Source organism: Flammeovirga aprica JL-4 (genome assembly GCF_012844305.1).
Taxonomy (GTDB): Bacteria; Bacteroidota; Bacteroidia; order Cytophagales; family Flammeovirgaceae; genus Flammeovirga; species Flammeovirga aprica.
The window spans coordinates 27,364-49,652 of the sequence record NZ_JABANE010000067.1 but is presented as its reverse complement, the minus strand read 5'-3'; the positions used below and the strand labels follow the sequence as shown (position 1 = coordinate 49,652).

Below are 22,289 nucleotides of genomic sequence, written 5' to 3'. Positions count from 1 at the left end.
TTGGTTGCATAGCGATTAATCATTATGTTATAATTTAAACATAATGATTAATCTTACAAAAAGTAGTTTTGCGACAGCCCCAAGTGAATAAAACCGGTGTGATCTGTAAAAGCTAGATTTTTAACAGTGTGAGATTTCTTTTTTCCGCTATAATATTCTTTTTGAACATCATTATCAATACTTCTAGTGATCTGTCTTTCTGTTACATCACAGAGAATGTTATCTAAATTTTCGGGGATTTCAAAAGACTCATTCGAGTGAAAAACTAAAGAGCATTTCTCTAGACTATGAAATAAAACAGGTAAAAGAAATGCTATCCATTCACTTACTTTTGATTGACTCATATTAAAATGAGATGCCATAAAATGCTGATTAGGATGCTCTTTTATATAGATCAAAATGAACTCTAGTTTTTTAGAACTTCCATATAAACTCGACAGTTTTGATTCTTTAAATTTAGGATAGGATCTTCTTTTCCCCTTCAGAGTGAAATGTAAAATCTTACCCTCTACTTGTTTAGAAAATTCTTTCAATAAAAATTCAAACTCTACTTGAGTTAATGAGGTCAATGGATTAAGTTTGTTCAAGATGGCTTAGTTGTAATAGGTTTGTTTGGATTGGCGTCTAACAAAACTAATACATTAAGCCATTTTTTTCTTCATAATATATTGACCGTGATAAAGTCTAATTATGAATTAAAAACATAACTAGATGTATGAATTTAATTTTTACAGTGATAACAAATCTATCTACTAGATGGAAGTGAGCTTTATACTCTTAGATCAATTTATTATATGGTTATCATTTCTATATGTGAAATTCACTTCCATAAACCCTATTTTCAGTAGAACTTTCTTTATTAATACCCTATTTTTCCTAAAAAATGCTTAGAAGTGTAAACTAAATACTATAGTTTTTTTTGAACTTGATCGAATTGATCAGAAATAGGAGTCTATAGAAAACTTATTACTATTCTTAAATTCACATAAATTCCACAACATACCTAAGAATACGCTCTCCAAAGCTATATTTATTACAGTAATCAACTTAAACTTTTAATTATGCCAAACCTTAATGTTACAAACCTAGAACTGATGTTTATCAGATCATCGATAATGGTTAAGCAGAAACGTATTATCAAAGAATGTTAAGAGTTAGAAAAGAAAAATCTGAACCCTAATAGGGTTGCTTTTCTGAAAAGAGACTTTGAAGAATTAGATCAGATTCTAAAAAAGGTTGATAAAGTGGAAGATCCAGAGTATTCTATTAATGGTTAGCTATTGCAGTTAACTGTAATCCGATATTTTGATTATTATATAAACAATAAAAGGCTAATAAGTCAAACTTCCTCATTAAAAAGAGAAGTTTGACTTATTAGCCTTTCAAGATATAGGAAGTTACACACTTAGTGAAAGAGTGTCTTTCGGGAGTGTATCACAAACTGTGTAAACTCCTGATCTTAGATTGATTTTTTTCATAAATAATAAATAGTTTTTTCAAACTAATTAATTTTCTATTCTAAGAAGGGAATATTAGAGAGGAAAACCCTAATGAATAAATATTCGAAACTTCAAATAACCTCAACCTTATCTGACATTTACATCAATAGAATTGTATTGCTTACCGTCAATTGTATATGATCTTCTACAACCAACGGGGTAACCAAGAACCTCATCTAAATTAACATCGACAGTGTTACCAACATTAACGGTTCCTCGGACATTAACTGCATTGTCTACATTAACATCAACTGTGTTATTAACACTCATCTGTCCTCCACGGACATACACTGTTTGTTCAGTCCCAAATGAATTAAAATTTTGCAGTACTATCATCCAAATACCAGCCGCAATCACTGTCAAAATCAGTTTTAAAAACTTGTCATTTTTCATTATTATTTAATTTTCTGTTTTAATTCCTCTTGTACTTTTTGACCAGTCTCTAGGTTAATTATTTCCGACCAAGGGTAGCTCCATGTAACTCCTTTATCACTAACATAATTTACTACAACTTTATAACTTCTCTTAATGCTATGTCCTCGGAGAGTTCGTGATACTTGATAATATGGCATATTATAAACTTTGTTTTCCATAGTTGTTATATTGATGGCTACTAATGAACTAAATATCTCATTGGTACACCCATATCACTTATTAAATGATTAATTCCATGATCAAATAGGAAAAATGCTTCTAAATAAGTACTTATTTCGCTAGAATACTTTTTTCAGTCATCTTTAAGTAGGCTGCAATAAAACCTTTACATGATTGATCAATAGCTATCACTTCTCCATCTACATTAAAATATAAAGTCACTTTATCTTCAGATGATAATTTACCTATAACTTTTTCTATTCTCTGTCCCTTATCTATATCATACATTACAAGTGCTTTTCTGTCATCTAATGGTGAAAAGTATAAACCAGTATCATCCAAAAATACTGAAGGTTTCCCTTTTGGATCCTTCCACAAAACATTATTCCATTCCTCCTTAATCGGGTTCCAATATTTAGCTTCAAATGATACTGCTACAAAGTCACCTTGTGACCTAATATATGATAGCTTACATGCTACTGTCTCTTCTGAGTTAAAATTCCAATTTTCAGTAGTAATTACATATACTCCTCCGGGTGGAGTTGGTTTCACGACCCAATCTTTATAGACTTCTTGAGCATTTGATATTATTGAAAGTGATATGATTGTAGAGATAAATAAAATTATTTTTTTCATGGTCTATTCATATTTAACAAAATAAATCCTTGTAATTAATGTCCCTTTCCTTTTCCCCATAATAGTTACCCATTTATTATTTAGATGTATAAGGAGACTTTCCCGTTGACAATATTTTATATTCCTCAGGTGTAATCTCTCTTACACCACTCATATTAATTAATCTACCATCAAAGTATCGTACTATAATATTCCATGTATTTCCCCCATCGGGGATAAATATATTAACTTTTGGATCACCTATTTTCACTGGATCAAATTCATACTTAAAACCATTACTTTTTGTTTTTACTATTTCATAACTGCCTTCAATAGCTTCGTCTGATAATTCATCAATACATAAGTATGCTAATCTATATTTATCTCCTTCAATGGTTAGCATTATCATTGAATTAGGATGTAGATCTCTTGACGAAACTCCGTTATTAAAGTTTAATAAAGTGGTTCTAGTTGATACATAACCTGTGTTTATCATAAAATCTTCTTGAGCCTTTACATTATGTGTAATGGCTAACATCGCCAATATTATAGATGTATAAAATAACGTGTTAAATCTAAGAAATTGTCTCATATTTACTTATTTAGTATTCATTTAGAGTAGAACAGTTCACCCATATAAACCCTATTTTTTTGTATCTATTACTCTAATGTCCAGAGTATTCAATTAGTGGTTAACTATTTCAGTTAACTGTAAATCGATATTTTGATTCTTATACTAACGGTGAAAGGTTAATAAGTCAATCTACAATTGAAATTAACTGTTTATGTACTTGTACAGTTCATTTCTTTTGTAAGTGTACGATGTATTAACTTTAGCATAAGATGACTTAGCATCATCATACCATAGACTATTTTCGGTACTCCAATCAGTGACTTTTTTAAGTCTATGCATATTACTTAGGGTAATCTTCTGATCATTGAATTCATCGTATGTCATACGCTCTTCATCAAACTTCAATTGTTCTTTAAAGAAATTAATGTATGAAGCAAACTCTTTCTTCGATGATGAAGCTTTTAAAAAGAACAATGCGTCTTGATTAAATGGGAAAGAGTTTTCTGTGAAGAGTGGCTCATCTTTCTTACTCAACTCTACCATCAATTGCTTTTGAAATTTTTTATTCTCCTGGTAAAAATATATTGCAATGAAAAATAATGATACGATTACTACTTCTAACATAGATGTCATTTTAAATAATGTTATTTGATTGATAAATAAGTATCAGGTTTATACTATTAAATAAATCCTAATAATAAATGTACTTCAATTTTAATAGCATAAGTATTAATTGTTTCTTAATTAATATTATGACTCCTTCATAAGGCATATTAATTTAATAACTTCTTCACTCCATCTACGATTTTGAAACCAATCCATGTTATTGAATATGCTATTAAATAAGCTATTATCATACGGATAAAACCAAAAATACCTATTGTGTCTGACAAATCTCTTAATGCTATATCCGGCCCTACGATAATTACTGCTAAAATATGTAATTGCCAGGTTTCAGATATGTTTCTTCTTCTTTTTATCACTTCATTATTTATTTATGATTTGATGATTGTTTGTGTCTTTTTCTTAGAGAAACTTCTAATGAACTTGTCAATTCCAATGAACCAAATAGAACACTCAAGTAGCAGTAAACTATATCTAACCATTGATTCTGTTAATGTCTCAGTCTCTAATTCTGCATCTACATTAATACCAACACCTAATAGAATTATGATGAAAATAAAATAGTAGGCTTTTGGAATATAAGTGGTTCTCTTTTTTGTTTCAAAGAATATTGCATTGGCCCCTATTAAATTGAAAAACCACCTTACATTTAATCCGATAAAAGATCCAAAAGTTTCAGAAGGGCTAACTAAGGTTACAATTAGTGCGATCACTGCACTTGCTACTAAATAATATCTATTTTTCATTTTTCTCTAAAAATGTATTTGATAACATCATATTGATTAAAAAAAGTAAAAGCGACAAGTATTGAAATATACTAGGTATTATATTACTATTTTACCTTCTTCATATTTCATAAAGGCTCGTAGGTAAACACCTGTAGGAGAACTATAAATGAGAAAAGTCTTATAGAAAAAATGTTTAATAAAAACTGGAAATAAATAAAATGATATATAAATCCCCCATTGCATTTCTACGAAAAATGATATTATGAAACCAATAAATAAATAGGGAATAATTTTCATAAAATGTAATCCTAACACACGTAAATAGTATTCAAAAATGAATTGCGAAAATTTTATGCCTCCATTCTTATACCTTTCATACATCGCTAATACTCTTAATCCTTCTGTATTTTCCATTTTTTTAATTATGTTATTTCTTAATACCTAATATCTCTAATAATTTAAGTTTATTTGATTTTACTAACACACTTACTGAATAGTGAGTGAATGATTAATTCAATGAAGCATAATGCAGGAAATGCCCAAAGGAATATTCCCATATACCAACCTATGAAGTAGGTCGGATGCCTATCATCGACTATTTGAGTAGCATTAAATGTGATGATTGCAATCGGAATAATTAGAATGCAATTCAAAAGGAAATAATATCTCTTTTTCATATTTACTTATCTAGTTTCTATTTATAGAAGCGAAATTCAAACATAAAAACCCTATTTTCAGTTAAATTTTCTTTATTATACTCTCTAGAAACTTTAGCTTCAACACACAAATAAATCATTCGTTTGAATTTATATTGATATAATATACTTTGACGATCAAATTAAGTTACACAAAAAGCGTTTATGTTTTTTTATATCAATTGGTACCACTAGTTAGCATAGATGATGATGAAAAAGTTTACAGTTCTAAAATCAAAAAAGTAGAAACTCCACTTCACTAATTTTCTTAACTTGCACTAGAAAAAAATCACCTTCTAAAATTCAGACTTCCTCCACCATAAAAATAAATCCATGAATAAAACCTCCACTTCTTCCCTCACCTACCTCACTGCAGATAACATTTTTATACTCGAAGAGTTAGAACAGTATATCCGAAAGCAACAGCCGTCGGAGCTGGAGCAGTTTAGGCAGTCGATACAGGCGGAAGGGATTCGTGATGCTTTGATATTGGCAGATAACTTGCCGGAATATGAAGGCAAGAAGGTGCTTATGGATGGTCATCATCGCTTCAAAGTTGGTCAGGAGTTGGGGATTGAGGAATTTCCTACAATTCAGTTGTCGTTTGATAACCTGGAGGAAATCAAAATATGGATGCTTAAAAATCAGCTCGGTAGACGTAATACGACAGATGCAGAGCGTATTGATCTGGCGAAGAAGCTGACAGAATTTTTAGCTAAAAAAGCGAAGCAAAACCAAGCATCGGGGGTTAGGCTAAATTTAGCCAAAGGTGAAAAAGCAATTAATACCAATGATGAGATAGCGAAGATTGCTAATGTTTCCAGAGCCAATGTGACTAAGTTCAATAAGTTGCAGAAGGAAAGGACTTTGGAGGAAATGCAACAGGTGATCAACGGGGAAAAGTCGATTCATAAGGCATATACTGAGTTGAAAGATGAACTGCATCAAAAGGAAATTGAGCGTTTGCAAAAGAAACTGGATAAAAGCCCTACGCCTGAGCGTGAAAAGAAAATTATGCAGTTGACGGTTCCTTATCTTGAAGCAGTCAATTTTGTACTCTCGCTTTATATCCAAAATAACATCAATAACTACCGTATTCCAAAAGAGAGAGCGAAGGATGTCAATTATGCTTTGGAACTGTTGGCTAATTCTCAGTTGCTGAAAGAGCCTTATGTGCTTGATATCTTGTATGAGTATATGAGGCAACTCGCAAAAGTGATCAGAAAGGATAATGATGAATACAACCCCGATGATTATGTAAAACAGTTCCCTGATGTTGATGAGGAAATTTTTGAACGAAAGTGTGAGCCGATCATAAATAAAGTGTATGAAATGGAGGATTTTAAGGGGAGGTTGAAAAAAGAAAAGTTGGAAAAGGAAGCGTCAACAGATTAAACGATAAATGATCTCCTTCCAAAAGGGACCTAGAGCTTGTGGTTTAAAAAGGTCTAGGTGATGGCTATTACGACATAGTTGGTTAACAAAAAGAGATAGCTTGAAAGACAATAATCATCAAAATGGAATCATTGTCTTTCAAGCTATCTCTTTTGTGAGAATTGTAAGAATTATTAATAATCAGAACAATTATATAATTCTTGAATTTCAGAGTTACTTAATACACTATTATAAATTCCTACTCCGTCTATCACTCCATGAAAAAAACGATTCTCACCATCATTTCCAATGAATAAATCTCCATCAGATGATGTAGATATTTTGGTGTATTCTTGATGATTAATTTCTTCTTTCAATTCACCATTAACATATAGTTTATGTATTCCATTTATCCATGTAAATGTCAAAAAATACCATTCATCACTTTTTAAAGTATAATTAAATGTAACGCCTCCCACCGAAATAGAAGGGTGTCCTATAGCTAAAACAGGTTTCATATTACTTAACCAAATACCAAAATGATCTGTTTCTTGAGCTACTGGCCACTTTGAAAGTATTGTATTAAGTCCCTGACTATCATCTGGTTTTATCCAGCAGGAGATAGATATAGAATTTTCAAATGAATTCATATTATTCCCATTTGATATCTCAATATATTTATTAGCTCCAAATAGATAGGCATTATTTGGTCTAGAATTCCTATCAGTAGTAAGGCTAGCATTCGAGATTATTCCATTATAGCCATTTCCTGTTATATCACTTGTATTGCCATTAAAAGACCAAAAAGCTATTGTATTAATAGGTAAAACAGAACATTCGGAAATATCAAAAACTTTAGATTCAATAGAATATTCAAATATATCCTTAAGATTAATCTTAATATTGAAATCTAAACCTTCATTTATACTCATGTTTACATTATCAATTTTACTTATTGTCAAACCAACTTTACCAGTTCCTTTAAATTGAGAACTGACAGATAGATTTACATTGTCGGTTGAAAAAGTGTAATTGTTGTAGTCGCTTTCTGTTATTTCTACCTGTGTAACTTCTGCTTCTTCCGGAATTTTTTCTATATGAATAACAGGTATATTTATTTGTAAATCTTTATTTACGTTATAAATCTTTGAATTTAAATTTTCAATTATTGTTATATATTCATCGTAAAACACAAAATATGATGACAAAACTTCATTTGAAGAATAACGATCAGATTGTTGGATTGGTCGATACTTTTTATAAATAGTAATACTTTTTTCTTCCTCAATAATAAATGATAATGTTAAACCTGATAAATAGCGATTTGCATTATATGTTTCATTATCTAATTTTATATCAAATGTATTGTAAAAAGAATCTATAGATTTTGTATAAATATCAGACATGTCTTTTGCTATCTGATTTGCTCTATCTACGAGTGTCGTAAGTTGAATAATAGTAAAAACAGCTCCAATTGGACCAGAAAATATTGTTTTAAAATTACTTACAACTTTAGATATGTTAGACCTTAACTTACCGTAATTTGCAACTATTCTCCTGAACTTATCTTCAATTTCTTTAGGTAAAAAATCATCATTTAAAATTCTAGTTGATGACTCATCATTAAGTTGTAAAGAAATCAAACTTTCAAAAAATAGTTTATTGGACTGTAGGTATAAAGCTACTTCCTCTTTTTCTTCTTCAGAGATACTATTGTAATATTTTGATAGATAACTAGAAGATAATAAAGTGCCTTCACTGTTAATCGACATACTATAAGAATCTAACAATTCTTCAAAATATTTGATGATATCATCCTTAGAAGTTTCAATCTCAGACCTTATAACAGGGACTTGCAAAGTACCAAAATCACATTCAAGAAGGTAGGTTGAGCTTTCTAGGTGAGGTACTAAAAAGGACAATGTACTTTCATCCACTTTAGCTAATGCTATTTCATTTCCTCCAAAAGTACCACTGTAAATATCTTGTAGTTCAACATCATCAGAAATAGATATTTCAACCATTTCTAAAGTATAAATTTCAGTATCAGAAATAGACATTTTAGTACTAGATTGAATGGAATCAACGTCTTCTTCTTGATCAGAAGTACATGAAAAAATAAACAACAGTAAAGCTATAGTAAAAAGTTGCTTTAAATTAAAAGTCATAGTAAAAAATTTAAGATGAATTATTTTACAAATGTACTACTTTAAATATTTGTAATAACTACCCTAATGAGTAGGTTTTAGTATCAAAGTAATTATTTTTATTTTCAATTTTTCACTTACACTTTCCTTTATCAAACTTCTCACCTCATCCCCCAAAAAACAAGTACGTTCTATATCTGGCCATTTTCCTATTGCTTCAATCCACTATAAACTGCTTAACAGGTAAATTATACTTTTTAGCAAACCTTTCACTTTGACGATAAAAAATCTCCCGCCAAGGGCGGGGGGTGGGGATGCGGTTGAGGGGCAAAAAAGAGAGAAGAATTTATTCTTCTTGATTTGTGTTTTGGGTGTTGTGTTAGAGCGGGTTGGCATAAAAGAAAGGTGTGATAACACCTTAGAAGTGGGTTGCGGTAAAAAACTGGCGGGATGGAAAAACTGATACATCTGCAAAGCAGTGTGTTGCGAAAAGCGGGGGTTGCTATATACCTCAGTCAACCATAAAAAGATGACATTTAACTAATAAACCATGTCTGTCATATATATCTTCAAATACAAAAAATCAATCAAAAATGAGTTGTATATAATTGAAAAACCCATCTTCACAGAATATGAAAATGGGTATAAAGTATTTTTAAATATCAACTTATTTTGGAAGACTTACCTCTGGAAAATTTAAATAATAAGAGATTTGTGGTAAACTCGTTGGGTTCTCCATTGGTACTTTCCGTTCATTATTTTTTTCAAAGAAACCATAAAAAGAAACAACATTATCTCCTATAAAGTATAAATATCCTATTTTTTTACCATATTTTTTTGACACCTCGAAAGCAAAGGTATCTATTAATTTCTTAGACAAACGATTTAAATCTTCATTCTCCTTATTTGAACTCTTATTATACTGAATAACTGCTTGTTGATACTGAATAAATAAAGGTTTAAACCTTAAACTTGGTGTTCCATTATATGTATTATTGCTTGGGTTTCTATTTTGAGCCAAAGAGCTACTCGACAACACAAAAATTCCCACAACAATAAGAAGCAGATGTTTCATAATTTTTTTGGTATAGTTTAATGGTGTATTTATAGTGAAATACGATTTTACAATTCTAAAGTTTCTGATTTAACATTTAAACTCATTAAGTTAACATTTTTAAAACAACGTCAAACTCTCCCCTCTCCCATACTTCACCACCTTCACCTTCACACCCTCTTTAAAAGCCACCCTACACATTCCTTTAGCCCCTGTACTTACCCCATCCCAAAAACAAACCAAGTGTGTTCCATATTTCGCCATTTCCTGATTTCTTAAAGGACCTGCAATCTTGCCTTTGCTCCAATCTGCTAAAAACTGCTTAACGGGTAGGTTATGATTTTCGGCAAACCTTTCGCCTAGCTGATCCGCTCCCCTGCAAGCTCCAGAGACAATTTGTATTTCATTCATTGGTAGATGATGTTGCTGTATAAACAGCAATACTTCTTTTTCTAATTTGCTGTAATCATCGAAAGACCTTGTTCCGGCAATGATGATGCGGTGTTTCTTTAAGACTTTATGATTCATTGTATTTTCGTTTCTCAATTATCGATAAATTTCTTTTCTATGTAAAATATTTCTAACTAAAGAACTTCTAAGTGAAATAAAGTCACCGGAAACTCCGGTGACCTTATTGTTATGCCAATTCACATTTTATCTATGCATCTATATCATTTCAAATTCTTGTAAGTGATTTCTTGTAATTAAGTCCTTCTTAATTTCTGGCTTCATAAACTGCTTTAAGTAATGAGGCATTGGTATTGATTTCATTAAGCAGGAAGTGCATTTTCTTCCTTCCCTCCTCCATCATTTCGCTTTCGAAATCTACTTCACTGATAAAAAGTGCCCCTTTGCTTTTTGGGGCTTTAGACACCCCAATTAAAATAAAGAAATCAGGTTGCCAACCTTCGCTATAAAACGCCATTTGGCGGTTGTAATCGTATTGTTCAGCATCTTTCAAGAAAGCTTCCTTTGTGGCTTGTCTTGTGGTTTTCAGATCTCCAATAGCCACTCTTCCAAAGTGCATATCCATACGGCATTTACAGCTGATGCCTGTTTTCTCGTCTACCCAAAAATTGACTTTTTCAAACTGCCATAAATTGGTGGAGTTGATCTTTTTGAGATATGGATTTTGATTGGCTACGTGAGCAATTTCTTCAACCTTGTTTTTCTCTTCCGTAGGAAGAAATAACTTTCTTTTTTCCCATTTTTCAGGTTCCAGGATGGCCAGATGAATAAGCCTTCCCATGCGGAATGCTGAAGTATCTTTCTTAATGGCCTCTCCATTTAAAATGCGTTTCGCATTGCTGAGGTCAGAATTAGAGATCGCAGGATGTTGTCTATATTCCTGTTCGTTCATGTCGTATATTCTGTATTCAGAATGAGCATTAAGAACAAATTTTGCAGTATCTTTTGTAACTGTATCTGTGACAGCTACACCCTTTAAATTAGATTTCATCGTTAAACTGTTTTGGTGTTTTTGGAATTGATTTTATAAAACTGATCTATAGATTTGAAGTATAAGATTGAAAAGAACAGGAAGAAGAAAATCCTCTCCCCGTTACTGATCCCTTATACAATTAAATACTATTCAAAGTACCTTAACTAGATACTTTCTATTCATTTTTAGTTTCTATAGCTTGTACTTCTTCCCCTTCTTCTAATGCCTCTACCTCTATTTCAATATCTGTAAAATGAGGATTGAAAAAGTTGTGAGTAGATTGAAAATCACATTCCTCATTTAAGGTATCTTGTCGGTAAATTTTCAGGCCTTCAATGCTTGCCTTTGTGTCTTCTAGTTCTTCGGGTGGAATCACATCAAAATCAAAGTTGGCTATGTAATAAGTACTCTTAGCCTGCTTGTTTTGCTTCTTGTCAAAAGTGATATGCAAATTGACTTCTGATAGTGTCACATCAGAATAGAAAAGCGAAGCAGCAATAGCCTCTAAATTCTCACGGCTGAAACCATGAAATAACACTGCTGAAAGGCAGTTATTTACATCAATAAAAAAGATCTCCACCCAATTCTTTTTCCCCATCCCTAAAATATCATCGGTGAAAAAACGCCAAGCCACGGGATTAATGCTCATTTCCTTGCCTACATCAGTAGTGCCGTTAATATTTAGTTTTCCATTTTTACAATCAGCTCTATACTGCAAAGGTGATCCTTCGAAGTATTTCACTTTTGGAAGCTCTTTTATTTCAGCTGTTGTTACTGTTTCTTCAGTTTCAGGTAGTGTTTCTTCTTGATTTTCTACTACTGTATTTTGAGGTGTGGCCACTTCTTTTTTTGCTACTGTAGCAGTTCTTTTAGTAGAAGTATTCTTACCTGTTGTTTTCACTGTTTTATTATTCGCTGTCATGATTTTTAAATTTTGGAAAATGAGAAATTGATTGAAAGATTGATTTTGAGAGTACCCCACAAAAGGCGGGGTGCCGAAGGCACCTCCTCCCTCTGGGGCGGAGCCGTTAGGCTTCCTCAATATCGAAGAAATCGAAAGGGTTCTCCTCTACCGTTTTTGATTCACGCATAACGGTGTGTTTAATACCACATTTCAAACTGCATTGGTCATGTTTTGAAAACTCGTCAAGATCTGTTTTGCCTCCTACGATTTCATAAGAACCATAATCGATGCTTAGTCCTCTGAAAGTATATTCTGTAAATGGAGGTGTCCAATAATCCCCCTGGTATTCCTGTGTATTGTAAGAAATAGTATAATCCATGCTAGCAATGAATTCATACTCTCCAATGGTCACATGAAAATAGATGTAACCCTTCGTTTCATCTTTTGTCTCATGTAAACTGTTGGCAATAAAAACCTCATGCTCCTTCACTGCCATAGGAAGGTGCTCCAAATGAAATAATAAATACATAGTTTTAAGATTTTGGATTTTGAATCGTTGAAAAGGAAGGGGGCCGAAGGCTCCCCCACCTTAATTGAATCGAAAAGAAAATATTTTAGATCGCTCTTTTACTCCTCCGAATGATGGCCGTTTGAGACTGTAGCTGTAGTTAGCTTTTCTTTGTCTAGCTCTGGAATAATTTGCTCTTGTTCTGCCTCTACATGGGGAAGCACATACCTTTTTACTAAATCACAAATTGCATCTTGATGACTATTGAAAAGATATGAAGGAACTTCATAAACTCCTTTAAAATACTGTAAACCGATTTCTAATAGATCTGAAAAGTTAATCTCCTCCCCTGTTGAAAAACTTTTTTTTGCTGTTTTAACCGCTGATTTTGTCAGTTTAAAATTTTTAAACTTTGTCACATATAAACGATAGTACGCAGTTGATGTATCAAATTTTACAACAATAATTCCAGAAGCGAAAAGAACCGCTTTACCGCCTTTATAATTAATAATTTTCATGATGATAGAATCTTGGAAAATGAAAAATAGAGAACTACCCCACCCGAAAGTGAGGTAAAAAATGCTGTGATGTACTCAGAAAGATACTAAAAAGGCAAATCTGAATAATCTGCATCTTTATCTAGCTCTGGAAGGGGAAAAGGGGCAGGATAATGCTGACTGCTGGCCATACTTTTCAACTCAAAAAGCTGAATACTAGCACTAAAAGCCAATGACTTTTTAGCACGATCCAGATACTCTGGATAATCAGCATATAAACGCTTTACCTCTAAAAGGTAATATAAGGCCATATCACGGGCAACAGGCAAGCGGGAAGACTCTGGAGTGAAGCCAATTTCTAAAGAGGCTATAACGTTTGGTGGTGTTTTTAGCTCCTGATACACTTGTGATTTTAGGAACTGATAAGAAGCCAAGGCAAACGCTGCCTGACAAATAAGACGGGAGCCGATTTGCTCAACCGCTGAAAAATGAATAGATTGCATAAGAAATTTGATTTCAAAGCGGTAAAACGGTGTTTGGCGATGCAGTTTTATCGCTTTTTTTGTGATACATAAAATGTAAAAACAAAGGTAGCTACCCTTTACCGAAAAGGAGTATTTTTCCTTTTTCGATACTCTAATATACTAAAAATCAGCTACTTAACCCAATAAAACTAAGGTTGCAAACATGATTATAATCACCTGATAATCAATAAAATAACACCTCTAAAATTTGTAAAAACCACCTGCCTGCACCTCAAAAACAAGGAAAAGAAAAGACTAAAAAAACAACTAAAATCACTAAAAAAAGAAGGGGCTAAACTTGGAAAGCTGGGCCGAATAAACAGAACACGCACCACTTACGCCCCCCACTTTACGAACCACATCGGGGGAATATTCCTATGAAAAACAAAAGTTGATAATTATGCAATACTCTCGCTTGGAAGGAGATTTCACACTGGCCAAGCAGGAGGCTAAAAAAAACAGAACGCACACCGCACCTGAGGCAAGCCCCCACCCCCCAAGGTGCGAAAGACTACACTGCATGGGAAAAATGGCCCCACAAGGGCAGTGAGGAACGAGCTGTTTCATATACCCTTGTGGGGCCATTTTTTTCCATGCAATCTTTTGTAGCACTTGGGGATGGGGGTTTGCTACAGGGGTGATGTGCATTCTTTTTTTAGCCTCCTGCTTGGGTAGCTAACTCCTACGAACCGGGCTACATTTTTTGATGCTACCTCTTAATATTAGCATAGGTTATGTATTCCAATATATTGTGTGAAACAATTTATTTTGAGTAGTTTTGATGTAATTTTAATGGGAATAAAAGAATTTTGATAATGAAAGACTTAAATAAATCAATGTTAAACGCTTTAAGATATAATCTAATATACTTGAATAATGATTTAACGGAAGATGAAAAAATTAACTCCTTTGATGCTGTTGTTTTAATCGTTGAAAAAGGAATAAATGATCCAAAATATTTTTTTGAGAATGATGAAAAGAATTATAGTTTGTTCATCGATCTTCTTATCAAAGGTAGTAGGGCTTTAAATAAACCATTAGGCATGTATGAGGAAGAGTTTAAAGGAGACGAAACAATTAGAAACCAGTATTTACTCAATTTAAGATTGCATATGAGATTGGGAGAATTAATCAATGAGTATCGTAAAACTGAAATTAGTGTAAGTGACCTTAAAAATAAGCTATCATAACCCAAGAAATGTCACACCAACGAATAATTAATTTACTGCTAACGATTCCTTTTCTCATTCTTCAAATTTTCTTCACCTCATGCACTGAACTGCATAGTGATTTAGAAAATGACATTGAGCCATACCAGGCTTCAGGAAGTATCACATTCCATTACAACATCAAAGAAGAATACCAATCTTTATACCGCTACCGTGTTTTTGTAGAGCTTTTCAGTCATTACACAATCAAAGATGTTGAAGAAGGTTACACCACCACAAGCTCCTCTTCTACCCTTTATTATTCCAGAGATCTGCTTATCACTGAAGCTTCAGGTTCATTTATCATTGACGGTCTTCCCAAGGGAAATTATCTTATGAACCTTTCTTGGACGGTGAGAGAAAAAGATCAGCCTGCTCCTAAAGCTTACTTTACTGAGGAAGAAGTGGAGATCAGTATTGACAGCGAGAGTATTTCATATTGGATCGAAAGTGAGCCTTCACATGTGAATGATTGATTGATTGATAAAAAAATAGTTTATAAAGAGACGGTTAAAACCATTCCTTATAAACTATTTTCATTTTGCTAACTTAATAGATTAAGGTTTAATACTTGGTTTAAAATAGTTAACCTTAAGATTCCAATCTTCATCATCATCAATTTTGGTGGGGTTACAATTAGAAGGAGCGTCTTTATAAGTTATATAGCTCAACCTAGATAGGTTTAGCTGTGAAAAAATATGAGTGTCATAATTAACGCCATATTGAATAGTTCTTCCCTCTGTTTTTATATCATAACCATCATCATAACCAAGGTCATGTCTTTTATAAACATACCCATCATTAATTGGTATTTGAATACGATTTGAATGTGCACTTAATGACCCCGCAAAAGCTGTCATGTATTTAGATTCAAAGAAATATTGTACCCAAACTCTTTCATTATCTCTACTGTAAAAAGCTCTAAGTTCTGTAGAATCTGGACCTATATAAACTTCACTATAAGTCAATCCATTGATTATTTCTCTATAAAAGCCAGCCTTTGGAGCAACAGCGGTTTCAACTACTAACTTCACTGAATCTTTAAAATTCACACTTGGTACAAAAGTTTCAGCGTAAACATAATCGGGATTTTCAGCAATAGACTTCAGATCAATTTTATTGAATTGCTGATTTGAGGGGTACTTAACTAAAGTATCAGAGAAATAAGGAGGCATAATAGGTACTCCATAACTAAAAGATTCTGTGTTGCCTACATAAAAAGAACTATCTTTTAAAGGCTCTAAATTTCTTAAAATTGAGGTATGCTGACTATAGCTGTTTTGATTGCTACAAGAATGTTGAATCACAGAAGTGTCAGAAACAATATATTCTGTCACAATTGTAGGGTTCTGTTGGAAGGTATACCTTCCAAGTTTAACAACATCAGAAACCTTTAGAGGAGGTGCTACGACAACCTTCTCAACGACTACTGTTTCTTTGCATGATTGGACAATTACTAAAAGGGTAAAGAATTGTATAAATAAACGTTTCATTTAATGAAAATAAAGGGTAACTATTTATTTAAGTATATGTATTGAGCTTTAATGTATAGATCTGAAAATAGAGTAATGCACACCACCTTGTTAACAAAACTGAAAATAAAGCTCATTAACAAAAGCCCTTATTATTGATTGATAATAACTTGTATTAATCGTGATTGATAATTAAAAATACATACTATATAATGAAAGGCTTTATGAATATAGGTAATAAATAAACTCGAAAAGCTCAATTTCTTAAAGTACCTGTTCAAACATGATATAGGTATTAACATCAAAAGTTAATCAGATTAAGTTCTGAGATCTAATTATTCTACTTTGAAATCCCATTCAAATTGAATAATATAGACTTTTTATAACACTTTTAACTAAGTAACAATGCCATATTACAATCAGATTGATTACCATCGTTTAGCAAGAATTATTCAAAGCATAATTGAGCAAACTGAATGGGTAAAAAAAGTTAGGAAAATTCATATACATCCAGCTTTCGATACAAAATCATTTAAAGGAACTCAATATATATTATTTCAAATATCAATTAATCCTATTAAGGTTGATTTTCATATTTCACAACTTGATAAACCAAAAGCAATTATTAATTCAGATAGTTTCAAAGGAATGAACTTTGTTGATATAATAGAAAATGATTCGATAAGTATAAATCTTACGCATCATTTTTACCAGTCACCTGATCATACTTTTGAAGGTGAAAAAAAGCTGGAGAATGAATTGATAAATTTTTACTCTGAAAAAATAAGAAGTTATTTGAAAATAATTTTCAATTATGTGCATGACACACCTGAATATAAAGAGTATTTAGACTTGAAGACGAAAGATATTGTAATTTCCATTGGATAAGTAGCTTCTTAATTTTAAACACAAAACCATGGTCTTTAACAATTATTTTATGATAGTTGCTATAAATAACTTATTCAAATAGTTATAAAAGAAACTGTATCTGTGTAAAAGTAACAGAAGAGGATAAACAGTGCTGTAGTTTACGGAAGCTCTTTTTATCCTCTTTGGCTATGTGGGGAAACAAAACTACACTTCTCGTAGATTGTCTCGGTTTATAAATTACTCCTGAAAGTATGGCTTTGTTGGTGGCCACAACGGCAGAGCAGATTGGGAGCAAGCTAAAATATGTAGCTCATAGAAGTTTAGTAGAAAGCTTGATTTTGGCTTGCAAGAGCGTCGGCAAGTGAACTATAATGTTACTGATAAAATTGGTTTTAGATACGTTAATTTTTTCATTTGCTGAGTTCTTGTTAATATTGAATAAGGAAATTATACGCCTTTGATTGTAAAAATATCTCCTTTAAAGTGCCAAAAACTTCCTTAAAAGGGTCAATTATGAGCTTATCGAATTTTATAACTTTTTGATTCTTACCAGCCGTATGACACCCCAAACATTTGTATAATGTTATAAAAAGAAATTAACGTACAAGTATCTATATTCACCCTCTAAAAAAGGTAGTGTAGCAGACAGTGTATCGGCACTGGGCGGGAAAAGGTGGGTGTAAGAGGCAAAAACGGCTGTAGCCTGCGGAAGCGGTTTTTGTTTCTTACTTCCACGCGGGAGCCTAGAGCTGATCGCCTAAAATTGGAATGCTACATTTTTTGAGCATGGAGATTTTTAAGATCGGCTCTAGGTGTTGGCCAATCTGTGGAGCGAGTTAGAAAAAAGAAAATAATGGGTGGAAAAACCCTAATAAATAATTTTATTTCCTTCCGTGGTTTTCTTTTGTGAGCGTTGGGGTAAAAGACCGGGCTAGTAATCTTCGGACAACTTCATACTATCTCAACGATTCGTCCTCTCGGTGGGTGGGAATGATTGATACAGTTTGTGTGAGGTAGTGTAGCGGATCGTGTGTCGGCACTAGGCTGGCAAAAGTGGTGGTAGGACATAAACAGTGCTGTAGCCTGCAGAAGCTCTTTTTATGTCCTACTACCAATGTGGGAACCAAAAGGGGTATGCTAAAAATGAAAGGCTTCATTCTTCTAGCCTGTAATTTATTAAATGCTCCTTTTGGTGATGGCGTATCCGTTGAGCGGGTCGGGAAAAAGAGATAGCTTGGTAAGAAATGATTTGATTCTTGTGATCATTTTCTTGCCAAGCTATTTCTTTTATGAGGGGAGTGATAAGTAGGAAGATATATTTTATTAGTAAACTTTTTATGTTGAACTTATCAAACCATAATTACTTTATAAAGTCAGTATTGAAAACCCTGATTCATATATGATAAACAATTTATTTTCAACAGTTTCCAAATTTTTAATATTGCTATTGAATAAACCATTTGACGCATTTAAGATCTCAATTTCACCTTCTTTGTATTTTATTAATCCAGTCATTGTACCAATCCATATTGTGCCATTTTGATCTTCTACAATAGAGGTAGAAGCATAAAGAGGTAAATTCTCATCAAATGCATGTATTTCCCATGTTTCATCACTCTTACGACATAGTACACCTTTATCATGCAGAAACCAAATATTATTTTTACTATCAATAAAAGGGGTTTTATAAATTCTACCTGAAGAAGTTGTTGAAAAGACAACCTTCATATTAAAAGAATTAATCTTGTTATTATTTATTAGAACTAAATTGTCATCATTACAAAACCACCAATTACCTTTATGATCTTCAATAGGCTCAAATGTTGTTACTCTAGCTTTATGTGAATACCATTTTTCATTGTCGTATATCGCAACAGCAGAACTTGACCAAATAATATTTGAATTCTTCCCTCCTTTAAACCCTAAAATTTCTCTATTACCTAATAATTCTCTTACTTTAAATCCCTGTATTTTTCCATTTTTATTTTGTTTAACTAAAGAATCCTTGGTAATAGTTAGCCATACATTCTTTTCATTATCAGAGAATATATTTCTTTTAATCCCTTCAGGTCTTGAATTGAAATCAAATTGCTTTTTATCCCAATTTCCATCTTTGTAGACATATAAAGAATCAAACAGAAACCAATATTCATCTTCAACTTTTAAAAAGTCTTTTATTAGAGATTTACTTTGAGGAGCATTTGCAACTTTTTCCCAGTTTCCCTCTTCCGTATACTTATAGCAAGTATTCAAAATATGCCAATTAGCATTATCTATACCTGTATATATTCTTGATAAATCATAAACATTAGGAGATTTGTAATTATATATTGTTTTTACACTATCCTTATCGTTGATGACAAATATTCCCTGATAAGAATCTAAGTTCCCCCAAATCTCTCCCTGTTGATTTATTTTCACTTCAGGTGGATAATCTACATTTATATCAAATTTATTCATTTTTTCATTTTTCACCTTAACTACGCCATGGGTTGAGAAAAACCACATGTCATTCGTAAGTCCTTTTTGAACCTTAATGATTTCATTATCAATAATATTTGTGGGTACTTGTATTTTTAAGAATTTTCCATTTTTAAAGTTTAATATATATTTAGAGGTAACAATTAGTAAGTTGTTATCTTTCATCAATTTAGCAAAAACGTATCTTTCAGTTTTTCTTAAATCATCTAATTCAATATCTTCAAAAAAATAGATAGACTTTTCCTCTAAATGATAAACAGCTCTAGTTAATATTATGAAAGTAGCTGAAGGATTAATAATAACATCAAGAAATCCACCTGTTCGAATTAGTTCTGGATTGTTATTATCTAACTCTCGATAAATATTCAATAAACTTATGGAATCATTCTCTTCAATTGCAATATCACCTCCCTTATCAAACCATATTCGATTTTTATAATCTTCTTTGATAAACTTAGAATCTAAATACCTTGTATTAATTGCTTCTACCCACTCATTTAAATTGTAATATTGAAATCCATTTATTGTATTTATCCACTTTCTATTCTTACTATCGACAAATAATCTTGAAAAATATTCACCATATTGGGGAGAAAGTTCGCTTATTGAATTATTTGCATAACATAACAGTTTATTATTAATTCCGTCAAACCAAAGTTTGTTTTCTTTGTCTACAAATAAGTTGGCTCCCTTAAAAAGGTTGTCTTTATAAATTATTTCCCACTTGTCATTTGAAAATTGGTATAATGCATCGTTTGTACTAACCCAAACTTCCCCATTATGTCCAAGAACCATTGAATTAATATTATGGAAATAATCGTATTTAAAAGATTTAAACTGTTTGCTTTTCCAAACATTATTCCTCCTCCAAGAAATACTTTTCGCACCACTTATCCAAACCGTCCCATCCTTAGAAACTTCAACCTTTCGTATATTGTTTTCTACTAAATTACTATTAGAAGTATGATAATGTTCAACGATTTTTTCTTCGTTTAAATCCCAGGCAACCAGACCAACATTAGTTCCGACCCATAAGGTATCGTTATGATAAGTTGCACATTGATTCTCATTAAGATTGAAATAATGCTCAATATTTTGAGCTTTTATAAAATTTGATGGGAGATATATTAGAAATATAAAAAATATTAAAAGTTTCATCTTAAAAAGTAATTGGAATTAAATTAAAAACTATCACTTTCAGTCTAGTAATTATACTATGAGACCAAGTACTAGCTGTAATTCTAAATATCTATTATAAAGATCCAGCATCATTATATTAGAATGAAGATTACTTATTAAGAATTAGCTAATATAAAGTGTAGTTTATTTGTAATACATAAAGATATAGTTCTTCTTTCAATATAACAAAATGGCAAATAAAAAGTAGTAATGAAATAGGCATACTGATAACAATTACACGAGAGACAAAGCCTGTGGTGGGTGGGAAAAGGTAGATACCCTTTGAGCGAGGTTGTGTACTGGTATTTAACTTGGGAGAGGCACACTCTATAATTTGATTTTTCTTGAATGATAAGATGAAAGTTCTAGAAGAGATCTATAAGGTACATTGGCATAATAAATCCTAATCTATAGAATTTTAATAGGGCATTCATTACAAAAAATCTCATTAATAAGTAGTTCTGTATTTAACCAAAAAATAATAATACAATGAAAGACTCAAATAGACTCATAGTAAATCTAGTTTATGTCTGTATAGTACAAACTCTTCAGTTATCAAGATTTATAGCTCCAATATTTTTCTTTACAGTAATAGATGGGAAATTCAGTGCTGTATTTGGTGCCATCATAGGTGGTTTCATTTGGAATTTTTTGGCTGGTACTATCCGCTATGGTATTATGCATTACTATGATATTTCAAGACCTCCAATGTACAAGAGTTTCTGGCATACAAGGAACTTTAGAAAAGTTTAATCTTTTGTTATTTGACTAGATCGATTAGTTACAAGCTTCTATTGTAACTAGCACAAGTAATATAGTATTAATACAAGCGAAAAATATGTTGAAAAGATTAAATGGATTCGAAAGATTATTTCTAGTTATATTGGAGATTACAGCTTGTTATATCTCTTACAGTTCTTCATTTTGGTATAACAGAAAATTAAGACACTCGGTGTTTGAATTTGATAAATTTATGGTCTCATTTTTCATCTTACAAATAATTGTCATAGGCGTTTTTTGGGTTTATAAAGGATTTAGGAAAAAGTAAATGGTAAGACACCTTTAGGACAAAAGATCTTATATCACGCCAAAATGAACATTTAAAGCAAGAAGTTATGTTTACTACAAGTGATTAGGTTAACATAGCGTTATGGCGGGTAGGAAAAATAGCGGAAGAGGATAAACAGTGCTGTAGTTTACGGAAGCTCTTTTTATCCTCTTTGGCTTCGATAGGAAACAAAGCTACACTTGTGGTAGATTGTCTCGGTTTATAAATTACTCCTGAAAGTATGGCTTTGTTG

At 32.0% G+C, this 22,289-nt stretch carries 23 protein-coding genes; 5 read left to right on the top strand and 18 right to left on the bottom strand.

What is annotated here, in order from left to right:
* Window positions 1–53 precede the first annotated feature (53 nt).
* The 8 genes from HHU12_RS21570 to HHU12_RS21535 form a co-directional block, all read right to left on the bottom strand.
* The gene (locus tag HHU12_RS21570; RefSeq protein WP_169658814.1) at window positions 54–587 is read right to left on the bottom strand and encodes a transposase family protein; all 534 of its coding nucleotides are present in this window, start codon (window positions 585–587) and stop codon (window positions 54–56) included.
* Window positions 588–1,586: 999 nt separating this feature from the next.
* Window positions 1,587–1,892 carry a hypothetical protein gene (locus HHU12_RS21565; protein ID WP_169658813.1) on the bottom strand — a complete coding sequence of 102 codons (306 nt, stop codon included), beginning with the start codon at window positions 1,890–1,892 and terminating at the stop codon, window positions 1,587–1,589.
* A 312-nt stretch (window positions 1,893–2,204) separates the two neighbouring features.
* Window positions 2,205–2,729 (bottom strand): hypothetical protein, encoded by a 525-nt coding sequence (locus tag HHU12_RS21560; protein ID WP_169658812.1) that lies wholly within the window; start codon window positions 2,727–2,729, stop codon window positions 2,205–2,207.
* A gap of 76 nt (window positions 2,730–2,805) precedes the next feature.
* Window positions 2,806–3,300 (bottom strand): hypothetical protein, encoded by a 495-nt coding sequence (locus tag HHU12_RS21555; protein WP_169658811.1) that lies wholly within the window; start codon window positions 3,298–3,300, stop codon window positions 2,806–2,808.
* A 183-nt stretch (window positions 3,301–3,483) separates the two neighbouring features.
* Window positions 3,484–3,906, bottom strand: a complete 423-nt coding sequence (locus HHU12_RS21550; RefSeq protein ID WP_205959954.1) for a hypothetical protein — start codon at window positions 3,904–3,906, stop codon at window positions 3,484–3,486.
* A 149-nt stretch (window positions 3,907–4,055) separates the two neighbouring features.
* Entirely contained in the window at window positions 4,056–4,265 is a 210-nt protein-coding gene (locus HHU12_RS21545; protein ID WP_169658809.1) for a hypothetical protein, read from the bottom strand.
* A 12-nt stretch (window positions 4,266–4,277) separates the two neighbouring features.
* Window positions 4,278–4,652: a hypothetical protein gene (locus tag HHU12_RS21540; RefSeq protein ID WP_169658808.1), complete on the bottom strand. Its 375-nt coding sequence runs from the start codon at window positions 4,650–4,652 to the stop codon at window positions 4,278–4,280.
* Window positions 4,653–4,730: 78 nt separating this feature from the next.
* Window positions 4,731–5,048, bottom strand: coding sequence for a hypothetical protein (locus HHU12_RS21535; RefSeq protein ID WP_169658807.1), 318 nt, complete (start codon window positions 5,046–5,048; stop codon window positions 4,731–4,733).
* A gap of 614 nt (window positions 5,049–5,662) precedes the next feature.
* On the opposite strand from HHU12_RS21535, the gene HHU12_RS21530 reads away from it, so the two are divergent.
* Entirely contained in the window at window positions 5,663–6,724 is a 1,062-nt protein-coding gene (locus tag HHU12_RS21530) for a ParB/RepB/Spo0J family partition protein (RefSeq protein ID WP_169658806.1), read from the top strand.
* Between the two features lie 173 nt (window positions 6,725–6,897).
* Here the strand turns inward: HHU12_RS21530 and HHU12_RS21525 are convergent, their stop codons facing one another.
* The 8 genes from HHU12_RS21525 to HHU12_RS21490 form a co-directional block, all read right to left on the bottom strand.
* Window positions 6,898–8,871: a LamG domain-containing protein gene (locus HHU12_RS21525; protein WP_169658805.1), complete on the bottom strand. Its 1,974-nt coding sequence runs from the start codon at window positions 8,869–8,871 to the stop codon at window positions 6,898–6,900.
* A 646-nt stretch (window positions 8,872–9,517) separates the two neighbouring features.
* Window positions 9,518–9,925: a hypothetical protein gene (locus tag HHU12_RS21520; RefSeq protein ID WP_169658804.1), complete on the bottom strand. Its 408-nt coding sequence runs from the start codon at window positions 9,923–9,925 to the stop codon at window positions 9,518–9,520.
* A 99-nt stretch (window positions 9,926–10,024) separates the two neighbouring features.
* Complete coding sequence (locus HHU12_RS21515; protein WP_169658803.1) at window positions 10,025–10,432, bottom strand: DUF2493 domain-containing protein; 408 nt, start codon at window positions 10,430–10,432, stop codon at window positions 10,025–10,027.
* A gap of 187 nt (window positions 10,433–10,619) precedes the next feature.
* The gene (locus HHU12_RS21510; protein ID WP_169658802.1) at window positions 10,620–11,363 is read right to left on the bottom strand and encodes a PD-(D/E)XK nuclease-like domain-containing protein; all 744 of its coding nucleotides are present in this window, start codon (window positions 11,361–11,363) and stop codon (window positions 10,620–10,622) included.
* Window positions 11,364–11,520: 157 nt separating this feature from the next.
* Window positions 11,521–12,267, bottom strand: coding sequence for a hypothetical protein (locus HHU12_RS21505; protein WP_205959953.1), 747 nt, complete (start codon window positions 12,265–12,267; stop codon window positions 11,521–11,523).
* A gap of 106 nt (window positions 12,268–12,373) precedes the next feature.
* Complete coding sequence (locus tag HHU12_RS21500; RefSeq protein WP_169658800.1) at window positions 12,374–12,778, bottom strand: hypothetical protein; 405 nt, start codon at window positions 12,776–12,778, stop codon at window positions 12,374–12,376.
* 98 nt (window positions 12,779–12,876) lie between these two features.
* A complete protein-coding gene (locus tag HHU12_RS21495; protein ID WP_169658799.1) occupies window positions 12,877–13,275 on the bottom strand; it encodes a hypothetical protein in 399 nt (132 codons plus the stop codon).
* An 86-nt stretch (window positions 13,276–13,361) separates the two neighbouring features.
* The gene (locus tag HHU12_RS21490) at window positions 13,362–13,757 is read right to left on the bottom strand and encodes a hypothetical protein (protein WP_169658798.1); all 396 of its coding nucleotides are present in this window, start codon (window positions 13,755–13,757) and stop codon (window positions 13,362–13,364) included.
* 836 nt (window positions 13,758–14,593) lie between these two features.
* On the opposite strand from HHU12_RS21490, the gene HHU12_RS21485 reads away from it, so the two are divergent.
* Window positions 14,594–14,968, top strand: coding sequence for a hypothetical protein (locus tag HHU12_RS21485; protein WP_169658797.1), 375 nt, complete (start codon window positions 14,594–14,596; stop codon window positions 14,966–14,968).
* A gap of 8 nt (window positions 14,969–14,976) precedes the next feature.
* The gene (locus HHU12_RS21480; RefSeq protein ID WP_169658796.1) at window positions 14,977–15,462 is read left to right on the top strand and encodes a hypothetical protein; all 486 of its coding nucleotides are present in this window, start codon (window positions 14,977–14,979) and stop codon (window positions 15,460–15,462) included.
* 81 nt (window positions 15,463–15,543) lie between these two features.
* Here the strand turns inward: HHU12_RS21480 and HHU12_RS21475 are convergent, their stop codons facing one another.
* On the bottom strand, window positions 15,544–16,479 hold the full coding sequence (locus HHU12_RS21475) for a hypothetical protein (RefSeq protein WP_169658795.1): 936 nt from the start codon (window positions 16,477–16,479) through the stop codon (window positions 15,544–15,546).
* A gap of 384 nt (window positions 16,480–16,863) precedes the next feature.
* Between HHU12_RS21475 and HHU12_RS21470 the strand changes: the two genes are divergently transcribed.
* Entirely contained in the window at window positions 16,864–17,346 is a 483-nt protein-coding gene (locus tag HHU12_RS21470; protein WP_169658794.1) for a hypothetical protein, read from the top strand.
* A gap of 1,347 nt (window positions 17,347–18,693) precedes the next feature.
* Here HHU12_RS21470 and HHU12_RS21465 read toward each other — a convergent pair.
* Window positions 18,694–20,967 carry a two-component regulator propeller domain-containing protein gene (locus HHU12_RS21465; protein ID WP_169658793.1) on the bottom strand — a complete coding sequence of 758 codons (2,274 nt, stop codon included), beginning with the start codon at window positions 20,965–20,967 and terminating at the stop codon, window positions 18,694–18,696.
* Between the two features lie 510 nt (window positions 20,968–21,477).
* On the opposite strand from HHU12_RS21465, the gene HHU12_RS21460 reads away from it, so the two are divergent.
* Complete coding sequence (locus HHU12_RS21460) at window positions 21,478–21,741, top strand: hypothetical protein (protein ID WP_169658792.1); 264 nt, start codon at window positions 21,478–21,480, stop codon at window positions 21,739–21,741.
* The last annotated feature ends 548 nt before the right edge of the window (window positions 21,742–22,289 follow it).

Coding starts and splice junctions, on each gene's coding strand:
- HHU12_RS21535 (WP_169658807.1), bottom strand. CDS start 5,048: ATGGAAAATACAGAAGGATTAAGAGTATTAGCGATGTATGAAAGGTAT.
- HHU12_RS21470 (WP_169658794.1), top strand. CDS start 16,864: ATGCCATATTACAATCAGATTGATTACCATCGTTTAGCAAGAATTATT.
- HHU12_RS21565 (WP_169658813.1), bottom strand. CDS start 1,892: ATGAAAAATGACAAGTTTTTAAAACTGATTTTGACAGTGATTGCGGCT.
- HHU12_RS21485 (WP_169658797.1), top strand. CDS start 14,594: ATGAAAGACTTAAATAAATCAATGTTAAACGCTTTAAGATATAATCTA.
- HHU12_RS21515 (WP_169658803.1), bottom strand. CDS start 10,432: ATGAATCATAAAGTCTTAAAGAAACACCGCATCATCATTGCCGGAACA.
- HHU12_RS21505 (WP_205959953.1), bottom strand. CDS start 12,267: ATGACAGCGAATAATAAAACAGTGAAAACAACAGGTAAGAATACTTCT.
- HHU12_RS21495 (WP_169658799.1), bottom strand. CDS start 13,275: ATGAAAATTATTAATTATAAAGGCGGTAAAGCGGTTCTTTTCGCTTCT.
- HHU12_RS21540 (WP_169658808.1), bottom strand. CDS start 4,652: ATGAAAAATAGATATTATTTAGTAGCAAGTGCAGTGATCGCACTAATT.
- HHU12_RS21480 (WP_169658796.1), top strand. CDS start 14,977: ATGTCACACCAACGAATAATTAATTTACTGCTAACGATTCCTTTTCTC.
- HHU12_RS21555 (WP_169658811.1), bottom strand. CDS start 3,300: ATGAGACAATTTCTTAGATTTAACACGTTATTTTATACATCTATAATA.
- HHU12_RS21490 (WP_169658798.1), bottom strand. CDS start 13,757: ATGCAATCTATTCATTTTTCAGCGGTTGAGCAAATCGGCTCCCGTCTT.
- HHU12_RS21530 (WP_169658806.1), top strand. CDS start 5,663: ATGAATAAAACCTCCACTTCTTCCCTCACCTACCTCACTGCAGATAAC.
- HHU12_RS21475 (WP_169658795.1), bottom strand. CDS start 16,479: ATGAAACGTTTATTTATACAATTCTTTACCCTTTTAGTAATTGTCCAA.
- HHU12_RS21500 (WP_169658800.1), bottom strand. CDS start 12,778: ATGTATTTATTATTTCATTTGGAGCACCTTCCTATGGCAGTGAAGGAG.
- HHU12_RS21560 (WP_169658812.1), bottom strand. CDS start 2,729: ATGAAAAAAATAATTTTATTTATCTCTACAATCATATCACTTTCAATA.
- HHU12_RS21460 (WP_169658792.1), top strand. CDS start 21,478: ATGAAAGACTCAAATAGACTCATAGTAAATCTAGTTTATGTCTGTATA.
- HHU12_RS21525 (WP_169658805.1), bottom strand. CDS start 8,871: ATGACTTTTAATTTAAAGCAACTTTTTACTATAGCTTTACTGTTGTTT.
- HHU12_RS21550 (WP_205959954.1), bottom strand. CDS start 3,906: ATGTTAGAAGTAGTAATCGTATCATTATTTTTCATTGCAATATATTTT.
- HHU12_RS21520 (WP_169658804.1), bottom strand. CDS start 9,925: ATGAAACATCTGCTTCTTATTGTTGTGGGAATTTTTGTGTTGTCGAGT.
- HHU12_RS21510 (WP_169658802.1), bottom strand. CDS start 11,363: ATGAAATCTAATTTAAAGGGTGTAGCTGTCACAGATACAGTTACAAAA.
- HHU12_RS21465 (WP_169658793.1), bottom strand. CDS start 20,967: ATGAAACTTTTAATATTTTTTATATTTCTAATATATCTCCCATCAAAT.